Source organism: Fodinicola feengrottensis (genome assembly GCF_010993775.1).
GTDB lineage: Bacteria > Actinomycetota > Actinomycetes > Mycobacteriales > HKI-0501 > Fodinicola > Fodinicola feengrottensis.
This window is the reverse complement of the sequence record NZ_WOTO01000005.1, coordinates 219,601-239,987: the sequence shown is the minus strand read 5'-3', so window position 1 is coordinate 239,987 and position 20,387 is coordinate 219,601. Positions and strand designations below refer to the sequence as shown.

Below are 20,387 nucleotides of genomic sequence, written 5' to 3'. Positions count from 1 at the left end.
CAGTGGTGTCGCTCAATGGGGATTCCTTCCCTACGACGACGCCCGGGACACGAACCCGGCGTCGGTTGCACTGCGACCGACGCCAGGGCCCACGCCCCAGCATCGGAGACCCGCGTACTCACGGAATGCGGACAGCCCCGAAACGCACCGGCGATATGGACCGCTGCGATCGAAAGAAGTGTCCGTGCCTCAGCCCGCCCAGGGAACCCGGTCACAAAACGTCATCGAAGCGACGTATTGCGGCGGAGGAACCCCCGGAACGAGAAAATGGCCTCAAGACACTGGCCCGGTAGCGCTCACGCGCCAAAAGGGCGGCTGTACTGCTTCCAGAGCGTAGACTGCCCGGTCAACGACGGCAACAACACCCCACCGGCGTGTCCGTAATCACCTTGCCGCGTTTGCGCCGCCCAGCGCCCGTGAGAACGCTTTCAGGACGGCCGCGCCACCGCTCCACAGTAGTCAACAGTCAGTGGCAGGACAGCTGTTCCGGCCGGCGCGTACCCGGCCAGCACCTCGACCGAAGGACCGTCGCCGCTGGTCAGCGCCAGTACGGTCGCGCCCGCGCCGCTGATGACAGCGGGAATGTCGGCGGCTCGCAGCTTCTCGACCAACATCGCTGACACCGGCATCGCGGCAGCTCGATAGGCCTGGGTGGAGGCGGTCCTCGGTGGCCGCGAGCAACACCGACAGGTCGGTGGTCAGAGCGTGTACGAGCAAAGCCGCGCGACCCGCGTTCGCGGCCGCGTCGGCGTGCGGGACCCGCGCGGGCAGCAATCCGCGCGCGACCTCGGTGGACAGCGGCTGGGTGGGGACGAAGGCGACCGGCACGAGATCCGCCGCCGGGTGAAACCGTACGGCCTGCGCTTTCGGCCCTTCCATCCACGCGATCGTGCCGGCGCCGAGCAGGCACGCGGCCACGTTGTCGGGGTGGCCCTCCAGCTCGGTGGCCAGGCTCAGCAGTTCGTCGTCGGACAGCGCGCCGCGCGGGCCCGCATCCGGGTCGGCGAGGACGCTGGCCGCCACCACGCCGGCCACGATCGCGGCCGCCGAGGACCCCAGCCCACGCCCGTGCGGGATCCTGTTGGTGCAGCTCAGCCGCAGGCCAGCTGGCTGGCCACCGAGCCGGTCGAAAGCGGCCCGGGCGGCGCGTACGAGCAGATGCGACTCGTCGGTCGGCACGTCCCGGGCGCCCTCGCCAGTCACCTCGACCAGCAAGCCGTCCGACACGATGCTCAGCTCGACGTCGTCGTACAAACCCAGCGCGAGACCCAGGGCGTCAAAGCCCGGGCCCAGATTCGCACTCGAGGCCGGCACTCGTACGCGTACGCCCGACGGCCGGTAGGCACGCCCCATTCGCACTCCCCCAGGAAGATCTTCGGCCAGAACGATCCAGCAGGCGGCCCATCGGCGAGGTCTTCCCCAATGCCGGCAAACCGCTCCTGAGCAGGCTACCGATCAATCATGATTGGCCTGCTCCTGCGGGTTTGTTTACCCAATTTCCGCAGGCACCCGGTGCAAAAAACTATATCTGCACAGGAAAGGGACACGATGTCAGAAGCACCGTTTCGGGGTCTGCCCCACAGACCCCGCCACGGACTCAAACGCGGCCTGATAGCGGTCAGCGCGGCGACGCTGGTCGCCGCCGGCATGACCCCGGCCGCGGTCGCGGCGGCGCCCGCGCCGGCCGCGAAAGCCGGCTCCGGCCAGCAGTCAGGGCTCGTCCGACCAGGAGAAGTACGACTTCTACGACTCCCGCCAGGTTTCCGCGGCCCAGCCCGCGCTGCAGAAGCGAGCAGCCGTCAAGGCCGCGACGCCGTCCAGCGGCGTACCAGCGCTTCGCTCGCAGCTCGGGCCGCAGGGCGTCGTGCAGATAGACCCGTTGACGAACACCCCGCGCTCAATCGCCAAGCTCGACGGTTTCCTCACGCAGCCCAGCAAACAGCCGGCGAAGACGGTCGCGCTGAACTACGTGACCGCGCACCAGAACGTCTTCGGTCTGACCGCCGCGGACCTGTCCGCGCTGACGCTGCGGCGCGACTACGTCGACATCAGCGGTACGCACCACCTCAGCTTCGTGCAGTCGGTGGGCGGCGTGCCGGTCTTCGACAACGGCCTGCAGGCCAACGTGGCGAAGAACGGCCAGCTGATCAACCTCGTCGGTGCGCCCGTCTCCGGGATCACCACCGCGTCGCTACCGGCCGCCTCGGTGACCGCCGACAAGGCCCGTTCGCTGTCCGCGAGCAGCGTGAAATCCGCTCCGCTCAAGGCCACCGCGGCCGCCCCGACCGGGGCCGCGCAAGTCACCAAATACAGCAATGGTGACCAGGTCAGCCAGGTGGTCTTCCAGACCGCGTCCGGTCCCAGGCGGGGCTGGCAGACGGTCGTCACCACCGCGTCCGGCCGGATGTTCGTACACGTCGTCGACGCGCAGACCGGTGCCGTTCTTTATCGGCAGAGCCTGACCGACAACGACAGCGCCGACACGTTCGACAACTACCCGGGCGCGCCGGCCGGCGGCAAGGCCACCACGCACACGTACAAGCAGAGCTGGCTGCCCAACGGCTCGCCGAAGCTGGCCGGCAACGTCGGTCACGTGTACGCGGACATCAACGACGACAACATCGCGAACCCGAACGAGGAAATCGCGCCGAGCGCGCCAGGGAAGTTCCAGTTCCCGCTGAAAACCTTCAATGTGGCTGGTCAGCCGTGCTCTGCGGCCTTCCCGTGCACGTGGGACCCGTCGGTGCCGAACTCGTGGCGTACGAACGTGTCACAGGGCGCCGCGCAGGTCATGTACTTCCTCGGGAAATACCACGACCACCTGGAAGCCGCCCCGATCGGCTTCACCCGGGCGGCTGGCAACTTCGAGGCAGTTGACGACGACGCCGTACAGGCGCAGGTCTTCGACGGCGCGGCCACCGCCGCGAGCGGCAGCCTGCCGGACGGCGCGCACATCAACAACGCGAACTTCGGTACGCCGCCGGACGGCCAGAAGCCGACCATGCAGATGTACCTGTTCCGCCAGCCGGGCAACCCGAACGACCCGTGGCTGGCGTCCTTCGGTGGCAACGAGTCGGACATCGTCTACCACGAATACACCCACGGCCTGTCGCACCGGCTGGTCGTGGACGCCAACGGCCTGTCCCACATCGGCGCCCAGGAGGGCGGCTCGATGGGTGAGGCCTGGAGCGACTGGTACGCGATGGATTACCTGGTCAACGACAAGTTGGTCAAGGACACCGCCGCTCCCGGCGAGGTCCGGGTCGGCCAGTACGTCGGCGCCGGCAAGGACGGCATCCGTACGCAGCCGCTGGACTGCCCGGTGGGATCCACCTCGCCGGCCTGCCCCGGCAGCGCCTTCGGCGCCGGTCCCGGCGGCTACACCTTCGGCGACTTCGGCCTGATCAGCAAGCGCGGCACCGCCGAGGTGCACGCGGACGGCGAGATCTGGGGCGAGACGCTCTGGGACCTGCGGGCCGCGATCGGCTCGAAGATGGCCGAGACGCTGGTCACCCGGGGGATGGAGCTGTCCCCGATGGAGCCGTCGTACCTCGACATGCGTAACTCCATCCTGCAAGCCGACACCGTCGTCAACGGCGGCAAGCTGAACAGCAAGATCTGGCAGGTCTTCGCGCACCGCGGCATGGGTTGGTTCGCCAGCGTCACCGACGCCGGCGACACCCACCCGGTCGAGGACTTCTCGTTGCCGCCGGCGCCGGGCACCCCGACCGGCTCCGTCAGCGGCACCGCGAACGACGTGGACAGTGGCCACGGCGCTCCCGGCGTCCTGGTCGGCTTCGGCGGCCACAACTCCGGTTTCCCCCCCCGTGACTACCAGGCCGTGACCGACGCCAACGGCAAATACACGATCAGTGGCATCTACGCCGGTACGTACCCGGCGCTCATCGCTGGTGGCGCTGGCTACGACCGACAGGTCAAGACCGGAGTTTCGGTGCCATCACACGCGATCACCGTCAACTGGCAGATTCGCCGGGACTGGGCGGCTGCCTCCGGTGGGGCCGCGATCAACAGCTTCACCGGTGTCGACTACAGCAGCTTCGGCTGTGGCCCGCCCGGCGACATCGACCAGTCGTTGAGCACCGGCTGGGGCAGCGAGACGAACCCGGTCGCCGGCGTGCCGACGGCGGCCAAGAACATCGTTATCAAGCTGCCCAAACCGGTGTCGATCACCGAGTTGTCGATCGACCCGAGCAACACCTGCGGCGACGACCCGACCGCGGCGACCAAGGACTACACGATCGAGACCTCGACCGACGGGCAGGTGTGGGTGCCGGCCGCGGCCGGTTCCTTCGCCACCGGCGATCGCGGCCGCCTCAACAAGGTGACGTTGACCGCCGGCACACAGAACGTGTCGTACGTCCGCTTCACGATGGTGAACCCGCAGGTCCCAGGCGTCTACGCGACCGCATGCGCGGCGAACCCCGGGCTGAGCGGCTGCTCCTTCCTGGATTCCAGTGAGGTAGCGGTTTACGGCGCCGCCGGCTGATCTTTGGCCGCACTGGATCTTTGGCAACACTGGGCGGTGTCCTCTTCGGAGGGCACCGCCTTTTGCTTGTACGGTCGTGAGAGTGACTGACTTCCGGATGGTTTTCACCAAGTACGACGGCTCTCGGCACTGGCACGAGACTCTCGAACTGCTGGGCGAGGACCAGCACGGTCTGTGGATCGGCGCCTCCAGCGGCAGCGTCATCCAGCGCGGCGACGAGCCGCCCATCACGCTCCCGCAGCGCACGTCATCCTGATTCCGGCCGAGCCGCACTGGTGGACGGTCGTGTTCAACGGACCGCAGGAGACATACCTCGAGGTCTACTGCGACATCTGCACTGTCCCGGTGCGTACGGACAACCAGGTCACGATGGTCGACCTGGATTTGGACGTGGTCCGGCGCTGGGACGGGGTCGTCGAGATTCTGGACGAGGACGAGTTCGAAATTCACCAGGTGACATACGGATATTCACCCGAAGTGATCGCTTCGGCACGTAAAGCTGCCGACGAGTTGGCCGAAATCGTTCGGTCTGGCGCCGAACCGTTCGCCACCGCGTACAAACCGTGGTTGGCAAAGGTCTCCTGACCGACATGACGTAGGAAAACTGGAAATTTAAGGCATCGGGGCAACGACTTAATTTCGCCTTCAGGTCCCCTTGACCCGCGCCCGCCTACTGTCGATCTTGCACCTCCGGCTCACCAGCATCTTTGTCGCGCGTTCACGCGCCGCTGCCCTGTGTCGTTTTTCGGCCTGGTTGAGCTGTTCCTTCGATCGACAGGAGACGCATGTGAATAAGCGCGCCATTTTCCGGGTTAGCGTGATAGGGGCGATGGCCCTCGCGGTGGTGCCAGCGGCCGGCACCGCGGCCTCGGCCGCGCCCGCACGGGTCGGCATCGCCGGTGCCAGCAACTGGACCACGCAGGCGAAAACCGCTGGTGCGGTGCCGGACAGCACACCGGTGACCTTCGGCGTCAACGTGAGCCTCCGGGATTCCGCTGGTCTCCAGCAGTATGTCCAGCAAGTCTCCACTCCGGGCAGCTCGAACTTCCGGAAGTTCCTTACCCCGCAACAGTTTGCCGACGCGTACGCTCCGACAGCAGACACTCAACGTAAAGTAAGCAACTGGTTGTCGTCGCAGGGCCTGCAGGTCCGCTATTCCTCCACTGACCGTACATATATCGCGGTGTCCGGGTCCGCGGCGCAGATCCACCAGGCTTTTGGTGCCCCACTGGACAAGTACAGCAAGAGCGGTCGGACCGTGACCGCGCCGAGCGGCGGCCTGAGCGTACCGGCCGACCTCGGCGGTGCCATTCAGGGCGTGGTCGGGCTGGACACCTCGCACCAGATCCAGACCACCAACCGGAAACCGACACCGACAGCCACCGCCGCTCGTTCCGCCGGAACCGATGACGGCTGCTCGAATTTCTATGGTCAGCACACCGTCTCGGCCGAATGGGACGCCGCCCCGGCGCCCTTTGGCGCTCGCCTTCCGGGCGCGAACTGTGGCTACACGCCTCAACAACTCGCCACCGCACGGGGCATCACCAGCACCGGGCTGACCGGAAAGGGCATCACCGTGGGCATCGGCCTGTGGTGCAACGACCTGATGACCGAGGCGGACACCAACCGCTGGGCGAGCATTCACTGGCCCGGCCTCAAAGCCGGCCAATACACTTCCCTGCAGCCAAAAGACGGCCCGCAGTGCACCGGCCCGGACGGCGAGCAGGATCTGGACGTACAAGCGATCCACGGCGCCGCACCAAACGCGAACATCGTCTACGGCAACGCTTCCGCCCCACAGGACGACGCGTTGATCTCGATGTTCCACCAGTTCCTGGACGCCAACAAGGTCGACATCATCACCAACTCGTGGGGTGAGGTGTGGTGTCCGATGTGGACCCCGCCAGCTCCACCGCGTACGAAAACGTCTTCATGCAGGCCGCCGCCCCAAGGCGTCTCCATCCTGTTCTCCTCCGGCGACGCCGGCGACAACAGCAACGGCAACGCCCCGAAAAAAAACGGCACCCTGAACGACTACCCTGCGTCCGACCCGCTGGCCACCGCGGTCGGCGGCACGTCACTCGGGCTGACCAACGCCAGCGGCTCCGCGGTCGGCTTCGAACAGGGCTGGACCACCGCCGAAAGCGACGAGACCAACGACAAGTGGAGCCCCTGGTCCTCTGGCCGCTCCGCCGGCGGTGGCGGCACCAGCAAGACCTTTGCCCAGCCGTTCTACCAAAAGGGCCGCGTCCCGGCCGCCCTCGCCGGTGCCACCCCGCACCGCGTCTACCCCGACCTCGCCAACATCGCCGACTGGTACGCCGGCTACCGCATCGGCACTCACGACGACTTCGACCAGTCCGGCAACTTCGAAATGCAGGAAAACGGCGGCACCAGCCTCGCCTCCCCGTACACCGCCGGCATGGTCGCGCTTGCGCTGGAATCCAACAAGGGCACCCGCCTCGGCTTCCTGAACCCCTTGATCTACGCCAAATCCCACGCCGGCTTGACCGATATCAAGGCCGGACCAGTGAAATACGGCACCGAGCAGGTCTCCTTCGAAGGCCCCCGCGCAGCTGAGGCATTCAACGCCGAATCACTGCTGAACCAGACGCTGCATGCGACGGACGGCTTCGACAACACAAGACCGGCTGGGGCGTCCCCGGCTCCGCCCGGTCCTTCGTCACCGGTTTGATCGGGTAGCTTCCCCGTCTGTTGCGGTTCTGCTTTGTCCCGCATCAGTAGTCCCACCAGTCTCGCCGGCAACAGGTCCCTCATCGAGTGCGGGACAAAACCCCACACTCGACGTCGAGTGCGGGACAAAGTCCCGCACTCGACGAAAACCCAGCCCTCACCACAGCGAGGGTGACGTTGTGGGGGCGGATCGCCCTAAAATCAGTCGACGAGTTGCAGGGCCTTCGCGGCGGCCTGCGGATCGGTGGCGATGGTGATCGGCTTGGGGGCGCCATCGATGGCCCAGTCAGGATCCTTCAGGCCATTCCCCGTCACCGTGCACACAACCCGCAGACCAGCCTCGAGAGTGCCGGCTTCGCGCGCGGCCAACAGCCCAGCGACGCTGGACGCACTGGCGGGCTCCACGAAAACGGCCTCTCGTCGGGCCAACAGTTTGTACGCGGCCAAAATCTGCCGGTCAGTCACCGATTCGATGGCCCCGCCGGACTCGTCCCGAGCGGCCAACGCCTTGGTCCAGGAGGCGGGATTTCCGATCCGGATGGCGGTGGCGATCGTCGTCGGGGTGTTCCACGACGTGACCGAGGACGATCGGGGCGGCACCGGCGGCTTGGAAGCCGCGCATGACTGGCCGGTGGGTGGAGATCTTGTCGTCCGCGTATTCGACATATCCACGCCAGTACGCGGTGATGTTGCCGGCATTGCCGACCGGCAGGCAGTGCACGTCGGGGGCGTCACCGAGCACGTCGATGATCTCGAAGGAGGCGGTTTTCTGGCCCTGGATACGGAACTCGTTCACCGAGTTGACCAGGCTGACCGGATATTCGATGGCCAGTTTGGAAGCCAGCGCCAGGCAGTCGTCGAAGTTGCCGTCGACCTGCAGCAGCCGTGCCCCGTGCACCAATGCCTGCGCCAGCTTGCCCATCGCGATTTTCCCGCGAGGCACCAGAACGGCGCAGACAATGCCGGCACGTGCCGCGTAGGCGGCTGCTGAGGCGGAAGTGTTTCCGGTGGAGGCACAGATAACGGCCTTGGCGCCTTGTTCGACGGCCTTGGAGATCGCCATCGTCATGCCGCGGTCCTTGAAGGAACCGGTGGGATTCGCGCCCTCAACCTTGAGAAAGACATCGCAGCCAGTCATTTCTGACAATACTGGCGCGGGAAGCAGCGGGGTGCCGCCCTCCAGCAACGTGATGCGGGGGGTCGCGTCGGTGACGGGCAGTCGGTCCGCGTATTCGTCGATGAGCCCGCGCCAGCGGACCCTGGAAAGATCAGCGCCGTCCCTCACGTTTCCCCCCCTCAACCCTCATCACCGAGAGCACTTTTCGCACCGAGTCGAGCCGGCGCAACCTGTCCACTGTGGACGACAGCGCGGCATCTGGGGCCGCGTGGGTGACCACCACGAGAGTGGCGTCGTCCCCGTGCCCTTCTTGTTTGACCGTACGGATAGACACCCCGCTGGTGGCGAATTCCGAGGCGACCGCGGCCAGCACGCCGGCTCGGTCGGCGACTTCCAGGCTCAGGTGATAGCGGGTGATCGCCTCGCCGATCGGGCGCACCGGCAGCAGCGCGTACGATGTGTCGCTGGCGGACCGCACGCCGGTGAGCTTGTGCCGAGCGACCGCCACCACGTCACCCAGCACCGCGCTCGCGGTCGGCGAACCGCCGGCACCGCGGCCGTAGAACATCAACTCGCCGGCCGCATCCGCCTCAACGAAAACAGCGTTGAACGCGCCGGTGACGCCGGCGAGTGGATGGCTGCGCGGAATCATCGCGGGGTGTACGCGTACGCCGACACTTTCGGTGCCATCGGCGTCCACCTGGCGCTGAGCGATGCACAGCAGCTTCACGGTGCAGCCGATCGTACGGGCGCTCGCCACATCGGCGGCGGTGATTTCCGTTATGCCTTCACGATAAACGTCCGCCGCGGTGACCGGTGTGTGGAAGGCAAGAGAAGCCAGAATGGCGGCTTTGGCGGCCGCGTCATAGCCCTCGACATCAGCGGTCGGATCGGCCTCCGCATAGCCGAGCGCGGTCGCTTCCTCAAGCGCCTCACCAAAACCGGCGCCGGTCGAGTCCATCGCGGACAGGATGAAGTTGGTCGTCCCGTTGACGATTCCCATCACCCTGGTGATCCGGTCGCCGTGCAGCGATTCGCGCAGCGGACCGAGCAACGGGATGCCGCCGGCCACGCTGGCCTCGTAATAAAGATCGGCGCCACCCTCGGCCGCGGCGGCCTGCAGGGCAGCGCCGTCCTCGGCCAGCAGGGCCTTGTTGGCGGTCACCACGGACTTTCCGGATTTCAGCGCGGCGAGCAGCCAGTCACGAGCCGGCTCGAGGCCGCCGACGACCTCGATCACCACGTCGACATCGTCGCGCTCGATCAACGACATCGGGTCGTCGGTGAAAAAGCTCGGCCGGCACCGGCAGATCCGAGCGGTCGACGGTGAGTCGCCGGACCGCGATGCCAGCGATTTCCAGCCGCGCCCCCACTCGCGCGGCCAGCTCGTCACCATTGCGGTGCAACAGCCGGATAACTTCTGAGCCGACCGTGCCACAGCCCAGAAGCGCGAGCCTCAACACCCGCTTTTGGCCGGTCATCCGGCATCCAACCGGAGCAGGTCGTCCTCGGTTTCCCGGCGCAGCAACACTTTCGACTGCCCGCCGCCGACCGAGACCACCGGCGGTCGGGGCACCTGATTGTAATTGCTCGCCATGCTGCGGCAATACGCCCCGGTGCCGGCGATCGCGAGCAGGTCCCCCGGCTCCAGGTCGGACGGCAGCCAGGCGTCTTTCACCACGATGTCACCGGATTCGCAGTGTTTGCCAACGACACGGGCCAGCATCGGCTCGGCGTCCGAACCGCGGGAAGCCAAGACGCACGTGTACGCGGCGTCGTAAAGAGCGGTCCGGATGTTGTCGCTCATGCCACCGTCGACGGAAACGAAATGGCGCACGGCACCCGCGTCCAACTGGACCGGTTTGACCGTGCCCACCTCATAAATCGTGATGCCCGCCGGACCGACCAGCGCGCGTCCCGGCTCGACGACCAGCCGCGGCAACCGCAGCCCGTGCCGGCCGCATTCGTACGCCACGATGGTCCGCAGATCAGCGGCAAACCGATGCAGTTGCGCCGGGTCATCGTCCACTGTGTACGCGACGCCGAGCCCACCGCCGAGGTCCAGCTCGGTCAGCTCCACGTCATGCTCGGCCCTGATGTCGGCGAGCAGCTGGACGACACGTTTCGCGGCCACCTCAAAACCGGCGGTGTCGAAGATCTGCGAGCCAATGTGGCTGTGCAGCCCGACCAGTTCCAGCGAAGGCAGTGCCAAAACGCGACGCACTGCTTCGGCCGCGCCGCCAGAACTCAGCGAGAATCCGAATTTCTGGTCCTCGTGCGCGGTAGCGATGAATTCGTGCGTGTGCGCCTCGACACCCACAGTCGTACGAATCATCACCTTCTGCCGAATCCCAGCCGCGGCGGCGATATCGGCGAGCCGGACAATCTCCACGTACGAGTCCAGGACCACGCAGCCGACCCGCTCGGCAACCGCCCGGCGCAGCTCGGCGTCGCTTTTGTTGTTGCCATGCATGGCAATGCGGTCGGTCGGGAAGTCGGCTCGCAGCGCAATGCCCAGCTCTCCTCCGCTGCACACGTCCAGTCCGAGGCCCTCGCTGGCGACCCAGCGCGCGAAACCAACGGACAGAAATGCCTTGCCGGCGTAGTAGACATCGGCGCCGGCGAAGGCCTCCCGGAACGTACGAGCACGGGCCGCGAGATCAGCCTGGTCGAGCAGGTAGAGCGGACTTCCATGCTCAGCAACGAGATCTCGTACGTCCATGCCGCCCAGATGCACGACGCCGTCGATCCGCTCGGCGGTGGCCGGCCAAACGGCCGGATGCAGCTCGCTCAGGTCGTCGGGCGGTGCGGCAGCGGCGGCCGGGTGAATCATCATCGCCGTGCGCCGGCCCGGCGGGATGCGCCCTCACATCCGCTCCGGAGCGGTCACGCCGAGCAGCCCGAGGCCGTTGGCCAGCACCGTACGAGTGGCCTCACAGAGCCAAAGCCTCGCCCTGTTCGTGTCCGTGGCTTCCTCGTCTCCTTGCGGTAACACCCGATGTGAGTCGTAAAAACGGTGATAGAGCCCGGCGAGGCTTTCCAGATAGCGGGCGATCCGGTGCGGTTCACGCAGCTCGGCCGCGGTCGCGATCACCGCTGGATATTCGGCGAGCGCACCCAGCAGCGCGTTCGTCTTTTCCTCCGACAGCAGCGAAGGATCGAGCTCGCCGCGATCGACCCCAAGGTCGGCCGCGTTGCGCAGCACCGACGAGATCCGCGCGTACGCGTACTGAACGTAAAAGACCGGGTTGTCGTTGGTTTTCTTGGTCAACAGGTCGACATCGAGCACCATCGACGAGTCGGTCGAGAACCGGGTCAGCTGATAACGCGCGGCATCCACGCCGACCAGGTCGATCACGTCCCGGAGGGTGATGATGGTGCCGGCGCGCTTGGACAGCTTCATCTCGGCGCCGTTCTGAATGACCTTGACCAACTGTCCAATCAGGACATCCACCGACTCGTCCGGATTGTCGCCCGCACACGACGCGATCGCCTTGATCCGGTTGATATAGCCGTGGTGGTCGGCGCCGAGCAGATAGAGACAGCGGTCGAAACCACGGCTCCGCTTGTTCACGTAATAGGCAGCATCAGAGCCAAAATACGTGTACTCGCCGTCCGACTTGATCAGCGGACGGTCCTTGTCGTCGCCGAAGTCGCTGGTCCGCATCCAGACGGCGCCCTCTTTTTCGTACACATGCCCCTGACCGCGCAGCTTGGCCATCGCCTCGTCGATCGCGCCGGACGAGTGCAGCGAGCGCTCGGAGAACCACACGTCGAAGTTCGTACGGAACTCGGCCAGCACGGCCTTCTGCTCGTCGAGCTGGCGCTGGTACCTCTTCGCGGAAGGCGGTCAGCCGCTCGTCTTCGGGCAGCGCCATGATGTCCGGACGGTCCTTGACGATCGCGTTCGCCAGGTCGGTGACATATTCGCCTTTGTAGCCATTTTCCGGCACCGGCTCACCGAGCGCGCCGGCGACCAGCGACAGAGCGAAGTTCTGCAGCTGGTTGCCACGGTCGTTGATGTAGAACTCGCGCGCGACCTCGGCGCCAGCGGCCTCGAAGACCCGGGCCAGCACGTCGCCGACGGCGGCCCACCGGGTGTGCCCGAGGTGCACCGGGCCGGTCGGGTTCGCGGACACGAACTCCAGGTTGATCCTGCTGCCTTTGAGCAGCTCACCGCGCCCGTACGCGGCGCCGGCCGCGACGATCGTACGAGCCAGCTCGCCAGCGGCGGCGGCCTCCAGCCGGATGTTCAGGAACCCCGGCCCGGCGACCTCGGCGGACGCGATGCCGGCGGCCTGCGCCAACTGCTCGCCGATCCAGGTCGCGAGGTCCCGCGGCTTGGCGCCGAGTTTCTTGGCCAGTTGCAGCGCGATCGTCGTCGCATAGTCGCCGTGGTCCCGATTCCGGGGTCGCTCGACCGTCGTAGTCTCCGGCAGGGCGGAGGTGTCCAGGCCGTGGGCGGCGAAAGTGGCCCTCACGGCATCGAGTACGGCGGCGGAGACGGCTTCGGGAGTCACAACGCAATGCTACCGACGTGGGATTGACCACCGGAAACGCATTAGCTCACGCGCCACTTAGTGGGATCTGACATGGTGATCGGCAGCATCATCACGCCGAGCACGGAGGACCGGATGACTGGTGACGGGCTGGCTGGGCGGTTGGCCGCCCTCGTCGGCGAGGCGAATCTGCTGATCGGCGAGGCGATCTCCGACGACTACAGGCACGACGAGGCACTCGGTGTGGCGCCCGTCACGCCTGCGTACGTCGTGAAGCCCGGCACCGCGCAGGAGGTCGCCAGCGTGCTGAAGCTGGCGAACGACTCGCGCGTACCGGTCACCGCCCGCGGTTCCGGCAGCGGACTGTCCGGCGGCGCCGTCCCGCGCGCGCGACGGCGTCGTCGTCTCGTTCGAGCGGATGGCGTCGATCGCCGAGATCGACACGGTCAACCACACCGCGACTGTCCAGCCAGGCGTCACGCTCGCGCAACTGGACGAGGCCACCGCGAAGGTGGGCCTCGCGTACCAGGTGCATCCGGGCGAGCTGTCCGGCAGCCTCGGCGGCAACGTGAACACCAACGCCGGCGGCATGAGCGCGATCCGGTACGGCGTGACCAGGCAACACGTGCTCGGGCTGGAAGTGGTGCTGGCGACCGGCGAGATCCTGCGTACCGGCGGGAAGGTCTCCAAGGTCAGCAGCGGGTACGACCTGACCCAGCTGATCGTCGGATCAGAAGGCACGTTGGCGCTGGTCACCGAGGCGGTGCTGCGGCTCGCGCCGCGGCTGGAACACCAGACCACGCTGCTGGCGCCCTTCAGCACGCTGGACGAGAGTGACCCGGGCGGTCCCGAAGATCGTGGCGAGCGGGATCGGACCGACGATCCTGGAATACATCGACATGCTGACGATGGCCGCGATCAGCCACAACGCCAACCTGTCACTGGGCATCCCGGATTCCGTACGCGACACCGCACAGGCGTACCTGGTGGTATCGCTGGAAAACCGGGACGCCGATCGGCTGGAGACGGACATCGAGACGGCCGGCGAGCAGCTCGGCGAACTCGGCGCGATCGACGTGTACGTGTTGCCCGGACCGGCCGCACGCAAGCTCATCGAAGCCCGCGAAAAGGCATTTTGGACCGCTAAAGCGGCCGGCGCGGACTGCATCATCGACACCGTCGTACCGCGTGGCGCCATCCCGGATTTCGTCGCCCAGGCGAGCAAGATCGCCACCGAACACGGCTCGTACGTGATCGGCTGCGGGCACGCCGGCGACGGCAACGTGCATTTCGCGCTCTTCCAGAAAGACCCGGAAGCCCGCGATCAGACGCTGGAAGGCAATGTTCGCGGCCGGGATGGCGCTGGGCGGGATGATCTCCGGCGAGCACGGCATTGGCCAGGAGAAGAAGAAATACTTCCTGGAGCTGGAGGACCCCACCAAGATCGCCCTGATGCGGCGGATAAAATCGGCCTTCGATCCCAACGGCATTCTCAATCCGGATATTCTGCTGGTTTCCCCGGAAGGCAACGCATGAACGGCGCACAGGCTCTGATCCGTACGCTCGTCGACTCCGGCGTCGACGTGTGCTTCTCCAATCCGGGCACCTCGGAGATGCATTTCGTGGCCGCTCTGGACTCCGTCCCCGAAATGCACGGCGTGCTGGCGCTTTTCGAAGGCGTCGCGACCGGTGCCGCCGACGGGTACGCGCGAATGGCCGACAAGCCGGCCGGCGTTCTGCTGCATTTTGGGCCCAGGTCTGGGAAACGGGCTCGCCAACCTGCACAACGCGCGGCGCGCGGCGACCCCCGTCGTGAACATCGTTGGCGATCAGCGCTTGACCACAAACGTTATGACGCGCCGCTGGAGTCGGACATCGACGCGATCGCGAGCGCGGTGTCCAACTGGCAGCGGCGCAGCGAGAAAACCACCGATGTCGGTCGCGACGCGGCCGACGCGGTGGCCGCCGCCTGCTCGCCGCCCGGCGGGGTGGCAACACTCATCCTGCCGGCCGATGTTTCCTGGTCAGAAGGCGGACAGGCGGCTGATCCGGTACGCCCGCAGGAGCGGACGCCAGTCGCCGAGGAAGCTGTCATCGACGCCGTCAACGCGTTGACTTCCGGCGAGCGTACGGTCATCCTGCTCGGCGGCGCCGCCACCCGCGAACCCGCGCTGGTCGCGGCCAGCCGGATCAGCGCGGCCAGCGGCGCGATCGTGCTCGCCGAGACCTTCCCGGCCCGGATCACCCGGGGTGCCGGAGTGCCCACTTTCGACCGCCTCGGTTACCTTGCCGAGCAAGTCGCGTACCAACTCGAAGGCGTCCAGCACCTGATCCTGGCTGGCGCCCGCTCACCGGTTTCTTTCTTCGCCTATCCCGGAAAAGCCAGCGACCTGGTGCCGGACGGCTGTGCCGTGCACACTCTCGCCGGTGCCAGCGAGGACGCCGCCGGCGCGCTGGAGCGGCTCGCCGAGGTGATCGGCAAGGACGCCGAGCCGGTGCTCGCCGCCGCGCACCGGCCGGAGCTGCCGACCGGCCCGCTGACCGCGCAGAACTGGCCGGACGTGATTGGCGCGCTGCTGCCGGAAAACGCGATTGTCGCGGATGAGGCCAACACCTCGGGCGTACTCATTCCCAGCGCCACCGCCGGTTCCCCGAAACACGACGTGCTGACCCTCACCGGTGGGGCCATTGGCTACGGCCTGCCGGTCGCCACCGGCGCCGCGCTCGCCTGCCCGGACCGGCCGGTGTTGTGCCTGCAGGCGGACGGCAGCGCGATGTACACGATCTCCGCGCTGTGGACCCACGCCAGGGAAAACCTGAACATCACCACCGTGCTGCTGAACAACTCCGCGTACGCGATCCTGCGGTTGGAGCTGCAGCGGGTCGGCGCGCAAGCTGGTGGGCCGCGGGCCAAGGACCTGCTGGACCTGTCTCGGCCGGACCTGGATTTCGTGTCCATCGCTCAGGGAATGGGCGTGCCAGCGTCGAAAGCGACCACCGCCGAAGAACTGGCCGAAGCACTGAAAGCCGCGTTCGCCGAGCCCGGCCCGCACCTGATCGAAGCCATCGTTCCCGCAATGATTCCCTAGGGGCCTAGGAAAACAGCACGTTCGCGGCCCGGCGGGCCAGGGTTTCCAGTTCTGCCGGGCTGTTCGCGGCGAGGACCTCGCTGCGGTAGAGGGTGACCAGGCCGTGGCAGAAGAACCAGCCGGCCAGGCCAGCCGCCTCTGAGTCCTTTGTGGACTGTCCAGTTGCCGCGGCCAGGTCGACCGTGCCGGCGCCGGCCCGCAGAATCGCCATCGTACGATCGCGTTGCTCGGCCAGGTCCGGATCGTCGCGATACAGGGCCGGGCGGAACATCACGTCGAAATGCGCGGGATGCGCCACCGCGAACCGCACATATCCCACGCCGACTTCCAGGAAACTGTTGGTTTCCCGAAGAATCTCGTCCAGCTCGTCTCCGAGCAACCGGTAGCCCTGGGCCGCGACGGCGGTGAGCAGCCCGGTCCGATCGGTGAAGTGATAAGCCGGCGCGGCATGCGAGACGTTGGCCCGACGGGCGAGATCGCGCAGACTGAGCCGCTCGAACCCGTTCTCTGCGATGGCGGCGACCGCGTGGTCTATGAGCACGCGACGTAAGTCGCCGTGGTGGTACGGCTGCACTCCGGTCACGATCACACCCTAGCCGAGATCTTGGCATTGACAAGATCGGCCTTTTCGGCGAATCTTGTCAGTGACAAGATTGAGTCAGAAGACGGGAACACATGGTGACCAAACCCGTAAGTCCGTGGGACTCGCCTGGATTCCTTCGGTTCTGGACAGCGTCAACGGTTTCTGGGTTCGGCACGTACGTGACGACTCTCGCCATCCAGGTGCTGATTGTGCTGTCCCTGCACCAAGGATCGGTGGCCGTCGGGCTGGTCAGCGCGGCCCGCTGGTTGCCCTATCTGCTGTTCGGCTTGGTCGCCGGCGTTCTGATTGACCGTACGCGGCGCCGGCCGTTGTTGGTGGCGACCGATCTCGGCCGGGGCGTCCTACTGGTCGGCATTCCCTTGCTGGCAGTGACTCACCAGCTTACTTTGAGTGTACTGATGGCATTCATGGCCGTCTTCGGGCTGATGTCGTTGCTGAACGACGCGGCTTTCCAGTCGTACGTGCCCCGGCTGGTACCCACGAATCTGCTCACCGCGGCCCATGCCCGACTCGACCAGAGCGACGCCGTTTCGCAGACCTCCGGGCCGGCGCTCGCCGGTGGGCTGGTGTCGCTGCTGACCGCGCCGTGGGCAATTCTCGTGGACGCCGCGAGCTATCTCGTCTCGGGCATTTTGTTGATGCGCATTTCGGTCGCGGAGCCGCCAGGTCAACCGCTGTCGATCCGCGGCGTACGGCAGGACGCGGTGGAAGGCCTGCGGTGGGTCTACAAACACCCCACTCTGCGGCTCATCGCCCTGAACACCCACGGCTGGTTTCTCTGCTCGGCCGTGGTCGGCGCGGTCATGCCGGCGTTTGCGTTGCGTACGCTCGATCTCAGCCCGTTCGGCCTCGGACTCGCTCTCGCCGGCGGCGGCGGCGTTGGCGGACTCGCCGGCAGCCTCGCGGCCACCCGGTTGGGAGCGCGGTGGGGCAGCGGGCGGGTGATCGTCGCATGTCGTGCGCTGAGCGCGGTGTCCTGGTCTTTTGTCGCTCTCAGCACGCCACACTGGTATGGCTGGCTTGTTTTCGGTGCCGGGCAACTCCTCTTTGGTTTCTCACTCGGCGCCGAAAACGCGAACGAGATGGGCTACCGACAGGCCGTCACTCCCGACCGGCTGCAAGGCCGGATGAACGCCACCATGCGCTCGATCAACCGCGCGATGATCGTCATCGGCGCCCCGGTGGGCGGATTCCTCGGTGACACGATCGGCTACCGGCCGATGCTCTGGGCGGGCGCCGGCGGATTTCTGGTGGTGGCCCTGGCCTTGGGCCTTTCCCGGTTCCGCGACGCCCGCACCTGAACCTCCGCGAGAGTGGCGTTCTAGGGTGACAAGACCCCCGAAACGGCACCCTCGCGGCGGGGTGTTTACGGCATTCCGGCGATGGCGGCGCTGGTGGCTTGGGCGGCGTCGGTCGTACCGATCCCGGGCAGGCCGTTGAAGCCGCTCCAGTTTCCGTTGCTGAAGCGGACTTCGTGATACACCCGGTTGTCCAGGCCGACGATCACCACCTGGGACGACCCGTCCGGTTCGCCGGCGATGCCGACGGATTTCGCGCCAGCTGCCTCGGTCGTGCCGATGCCGGGCACCGGCCGCAGACCGCTCCAGTTTCCGTTCGCGTAACGGATCTCGTGATAGACCCGGTCGTTCATGTCGATGATCGCGACCTGGGCGGAGTTTCCTGGCAGACCAGCGATGCTGACCGCCTTCGCGGTGGCACCCAGCGGCGCGAACCCACTCCAGTTTCCATCCGGGAAACGGATCTCGTGATAGACCTGATTGTCGAGGCCGACGATCAGCACCTGCGCCGAACCGTCCGACATTCCGGTGATGGCGACCGCTTTCGCGCCGGCCGGCTCGGTCGTACCGATGCCCGGCAGACCGTTGAAGCCGCTCCAGTTTCCGTCTGGGAAACGAACTTCGTGGTAGACGCGGTTGTCCGTACCGATGATGACCACCTGCGACGAGCCGTTTGGCAGGCCGGCGACGCCGGCCGCTTTCGCACCGGCCGTCTCGGTGGTACCGATGCCTGGCAGACCCTGGAAACCGCGCCAGTTTCCATCCGGGTAACGGATCTCGTGATAGACCCGGTCGTTGCCGACGATCACCACCTGGGCGGATCCGTCATCATGCAGGCCGGCCACCGCGACATCTTGGGCGTGCGTGGGCAAGCTGCCAAAGCCGGTCCAGTTTCCGTCCGGGAACCGGATTTCGTGGTAGACCAAGCCATCCATGCCGGCAATGACGACCTGCGCCGAGCCAGGCCCAGCGGTCGGAGTGCCACCCCCGGTCAGGCCAACCGGCGTGACGATGACAATGGTTCCGGACATATAGGCGCCCGGCGCGTGCCAGTCATCGAATCGTACGAGCCCGGGGCTGCCTTGGTTTCCGCCAATAGTCTGAACGAAACCATCTCCACGTACGGCCACCACGATGTTCACGTGCGCGGCGAAACTGCCCTGGTAATAGACAATCGCGTCACCGACATGCGGGGTGGTGGTGATGATGTTGTTGTTCGCCCTGCCGTAGCTGGTGAAACTCCCCGAATCCGCGGTCAGGCCGGCAGTCCTGACACCGGGAGTCTGGCCCCACACCCAGCGGGCGAAGTCCGAGCACCATTCCCCGGCGTCACCACACCCCCACCCATTGCCCGAGCAGCCCTTTCCCAGCTGGGCATGGGCGAGGTTGGCAATGTCCTGGCCGGTGGCGGCCTGCGCCGGGCTGGCGGTGAAGGCCACCGTGCCGGCCAACAGGAGAACCAGGACAAGGAGCAGCTTCCGTACGGCAACACGCATGACCCGGCCTCCAGGGCGAAACGAGCGACTGCAGACACAAACGCCCGGCAAGGCCAGTTGTCACACCGTTATTCGATCGAGCCGCCGCGCCGCCAGTAGCCGAGGAAGGTGACCGACTCGCGGTCCACCTTGCGTTCCTTGACCAAATGCCGGCGCAGCGCGGTCACCGTGCTCGACTCACCAGCCAGCCACGCGTACGGCCGACCGGCGAGAAACTGGGCTTCGGTGACCGCGCGGCGCAGCGACAGGCCGATCCCGTCGCCGGCGCCAGAGCGCGGCAGCCAGGTGACGTCGACATTGCCTTGGGTGGCCATCGGCTGCACGTCCGCCTCGTCGTCCGGCACCTCGACGAAGACCATCGCTTTTTCGTCCGGGCCAAAGGATTCCAGGATGCCGGAAATGGCCGGCAGGGCGGTTTCGTCGCCGACGATCAGCCGCCAGTCGCTGTCCGCGACCGGCCGGTATTCGTACCCGACAGTGGGCACCACGGCCGCGTTCGGGCCGCAGATCACCACTCGGTCACCGGTCTTGGCGCGGGTCGCCCAACTGGAGGCCGGCCCGCTGTCGCCATGCAGCACGAAATCGACATCCACCTCGCCGGCGGCCGGTCGGTGATTGCGGATCGTGTACGTACGCATCGGCGGGCGCACGGCGTCGGGCATCTCGCGATAGCGCTGATACCAGTCCACCCCGTCCGGCACCTGCGGCTCGGTTTGGCCGGGCAACGGGAAGAAGAGCTTGATGCGATGGTCAATCCCGACGGTGGTGAATCCGTCGAGCTCGCCACCGAACGTGATCCGGGCCATATGCGGGGTGAGGACCTCGCGGCTCACCACTTCGGCACCGAACATCCGGTAGGCACTGTCGTTTTGCCGGACCGGTGCGGCCGGCGGGCTCGGCGCAGCAACACTGCTGTCGGCCATGAGCAACTCCCCCACGGTTCTGTTTCCACCCAGTCGCGTACAGCACGCCACTACGCGACTAAGGACACCATACAGCAAGGTAAGCCTTACCTACCGGTCGCGCATCTTGAAGTGGGAGCGCCCACATATCGTTTTAGACCAGTGGCACGATTCGGGTAGC

The 20,387-nt window shown here is 66.5% G+C and carries 10 protein-coding genes and 5 pseudogenes; 7 read left to right on the top strand and 8 right to left on the bottom strand.

Annotation, left to right across the window (positions count from 1 at the left end):
• Positions 1-459: 459 nt before the first annotated feature.
• Positions 460-1,353 (bottom strand): homoserine kinase, encoded by an 894-nt coding sequence (thrB, locus tag GNX96_RS06695; protein WP_279579579.1) that lies wholly within the window; start codon positions 1,351-1,353, stop codon positions 460-462.
• Between the two features lie 511 nt (positions 1,354-1,864).
• On the opposite strand from thrB, the gene GNX96_RS06690 reads away from it, so the two are divergent.
• From GNX96_RS06690 to GNX96_RS06680, 4 genes are all read left to right on the top strand, one after another.
• Complete coding sequence (locus GNX96_RS06690) at positions 1,865-4,507, top strand: M36 family metallopeptidase (protein WP_279579578.1); 2,643 nt, start codon at positions 1,865-1,867, stop codon at positions 4,505-4,507.
• Positions 4,508-4,589: 82 nt separating this feature from the next.
• Positions 4,590-4,763: a hypothetical protein gene (locus tag GNX96_RS49505; RefSeq protein WP_279579577.1), complete on the top strand. Its 174-nt coding sequence runs from the start codon at positions 4,590-4,592 to the stop codon at positions 4,761-4,763.
• A 29-nt stretch (positions 4,764-4,792) separates the two neighbouring features.
• Positions 4,793-5,092 carry a DUF402 domain-containing protein gene (locus GNX96_RS49500; protein ID WP_279579576.1) on the top strand — a complete coding sequence of 100 codons (300 nt, stop codon included), beginning with the start codon at positions 4,793-4,795 and terminating at the stop codon, positions 5,090-5,092.
• 202 nt (positions 5,093-5,294) lie between these two features.
• Entirely contained in the window at positions 5,295-7,202 is a 1,908-nt protein-coding gene (locus GNX96_RS06680; RefSeq protein WP_163567397.1) for a S53 family peptidase, read from the top strand.
• A 200-nt stretch (positions 7,203-7,402) separates the two neighbouring features.
• Here the strand turns inward: GNX96_RS06680 and thrC are convergent.
• From thrC to argS, 4 pseudogenes are all read right to left on the bottom strand, one after another.
• Positions 7,403-8,486 (bottom strand): annotated as a pseudogene (gene thrC, locus GNX96_RS06675) (threonine synthase).
• Positions 8,470-9,799 (bottom strand): annotated as a pseudogene (locus GNX96_RS06670) (homoserine dehydrogenase). The pseudogenes thrC and GNX96_RS06670 overlap by 17 nt, the downstream one beginning before the upstream one ends.
• Positions 9,796-11,188, bottom strand: a pseudogene (lysA, locus tag GNX96_RS06665) (diaminopimelate decarboxylase). Before lysA ends, GNX96_RS06670 begins: the two co-directional pseudogenes overlap by 4 nt.
• Positions 11,185-12,838 (bottom strand): annotated as a pseudogene (argS, locus tag GNX96_RS06660) (arginine--tRNA ligase). The pseudogenes lysA and argS overlap by 4 nt, the downstream one beginning before the upstream one ends.
• 114 nt (positions 12,839-12,952) lie before the next feature.
• On the opposite strand from argS, the pseudogene GNX96_RS06655 reads away from it, so the two are divergent.
• Both GNX96_RS06655 and GNX96_RS06650 read left to right on the top strand, forming a co-directional pair.
• Positions 12,953-14,353, top strand: a pseudogene (locus tag GNX96_RS06655) (FAD-binding oxidoreductase).
• Positions 14,350-15,906 (top strand): acetolactate synthase large subunit, encoded by a 1,557-nt coding sequence (locus GNX96_RS06650; RefSeq protein ID WP_390623935.1) that lies wholly within the window; start codon positions 14,350-14,352, stop codon positions 15,904-15,906. The pseudogene GNX96_RS06655 and the gene GNX96_RS06650 overlap by 4 nt, the downstream one beginning before the upstream one ends.
• 4 nt (positions 15,907-15,910) lie before the next feature.
• On the opposite strand, the gene GNX96_RS06645 is transcribed toward GNX96_RS06650, so the two are convergent.
• On the bottom strand, positions 15,911-16,489 hold the full coding sequence (locus GNX96_RS06645) for a TetR/AcrR family transcriptional regulator (protein WP_279579575.1): 579 nt from the start codon (positions 16,487-16,489) through the stop codon (positions 15,911-15,913).
• Between the two features lie 92 nt (positions 16,490-16,581).
• Here GNX96_RS06645 and GNX96_RS06640 point away from each other — a divergent pair, with 92 nt between their 5' ends.
• Complete coding sequence (locus GNX96_RS06640; RefSeq protein WP_163567396.1) at positions 16,582-17,811, top strand: MFS transporter; 1,230 nt, start codon at positions 16,582-16,584, stop codon at positions 17,809-17,811.
• Positions 17,812-17,876: 65 nt separating this feature from the next.
• On the opposite strand, the gene GNX96_RS06635 is transcribed toward GNX96_RS06640, so the two are convergent.
• Positions 17,877-19,304 (bottom strand): CHAP domain-containing protein, encoded by a 1,428-nt coding sequence (locus GNX96_RS06635; protein ID WP_163567395.1) that lies wholly within the window; start codon positions 19,302-19,304, stop codon positions 17,877-17,879.
• A 68-nt stretch (positions 19,305-19,372) separates the two neighbouring features.
• Complete coding sequence (locus GNX96_RS06630) at positions 19,373-20,242, bottom strand: siderophore-interacting protein (protein WP_279579574.1); 870 nt, start codon at positions 20,240-20,242, stop codon at positions 19,373-19,375.
• Positions 20,243-20,387: the final 145 nt, after the last annotated feature.

Coding starts and splice junctions, on each gene's coding strand:
- thrB (WP_279579579.1), bottom strand. CDS start 1,353: ATGGGGCGTGCCTACCGGCCGTCGGGCGTACGCGTACGAGTGCCGGCC.
- GNX96_RS06650 (WP_390623935.1), top strand. CDS start 14,350: ATGAACGGCGCACAGGCTCTGATCCGTACGCTCGTCGACTCCGGCGTC.
- GNX96_RS06640 (WP_163567396.1), top strand. CDS start 16,582: ATGGTGACCAAACCCGTAAGTCCGTGGGACTCGCCTGGATTCCTTCGG.
- GNX96_RS06635 (WP_163567395.1), bottom strand. CDS start 19,304: ATGCGTGTTGCCGTACGGAAGCTGCTCCTTGTCCTGGTTCTCCTGTTG.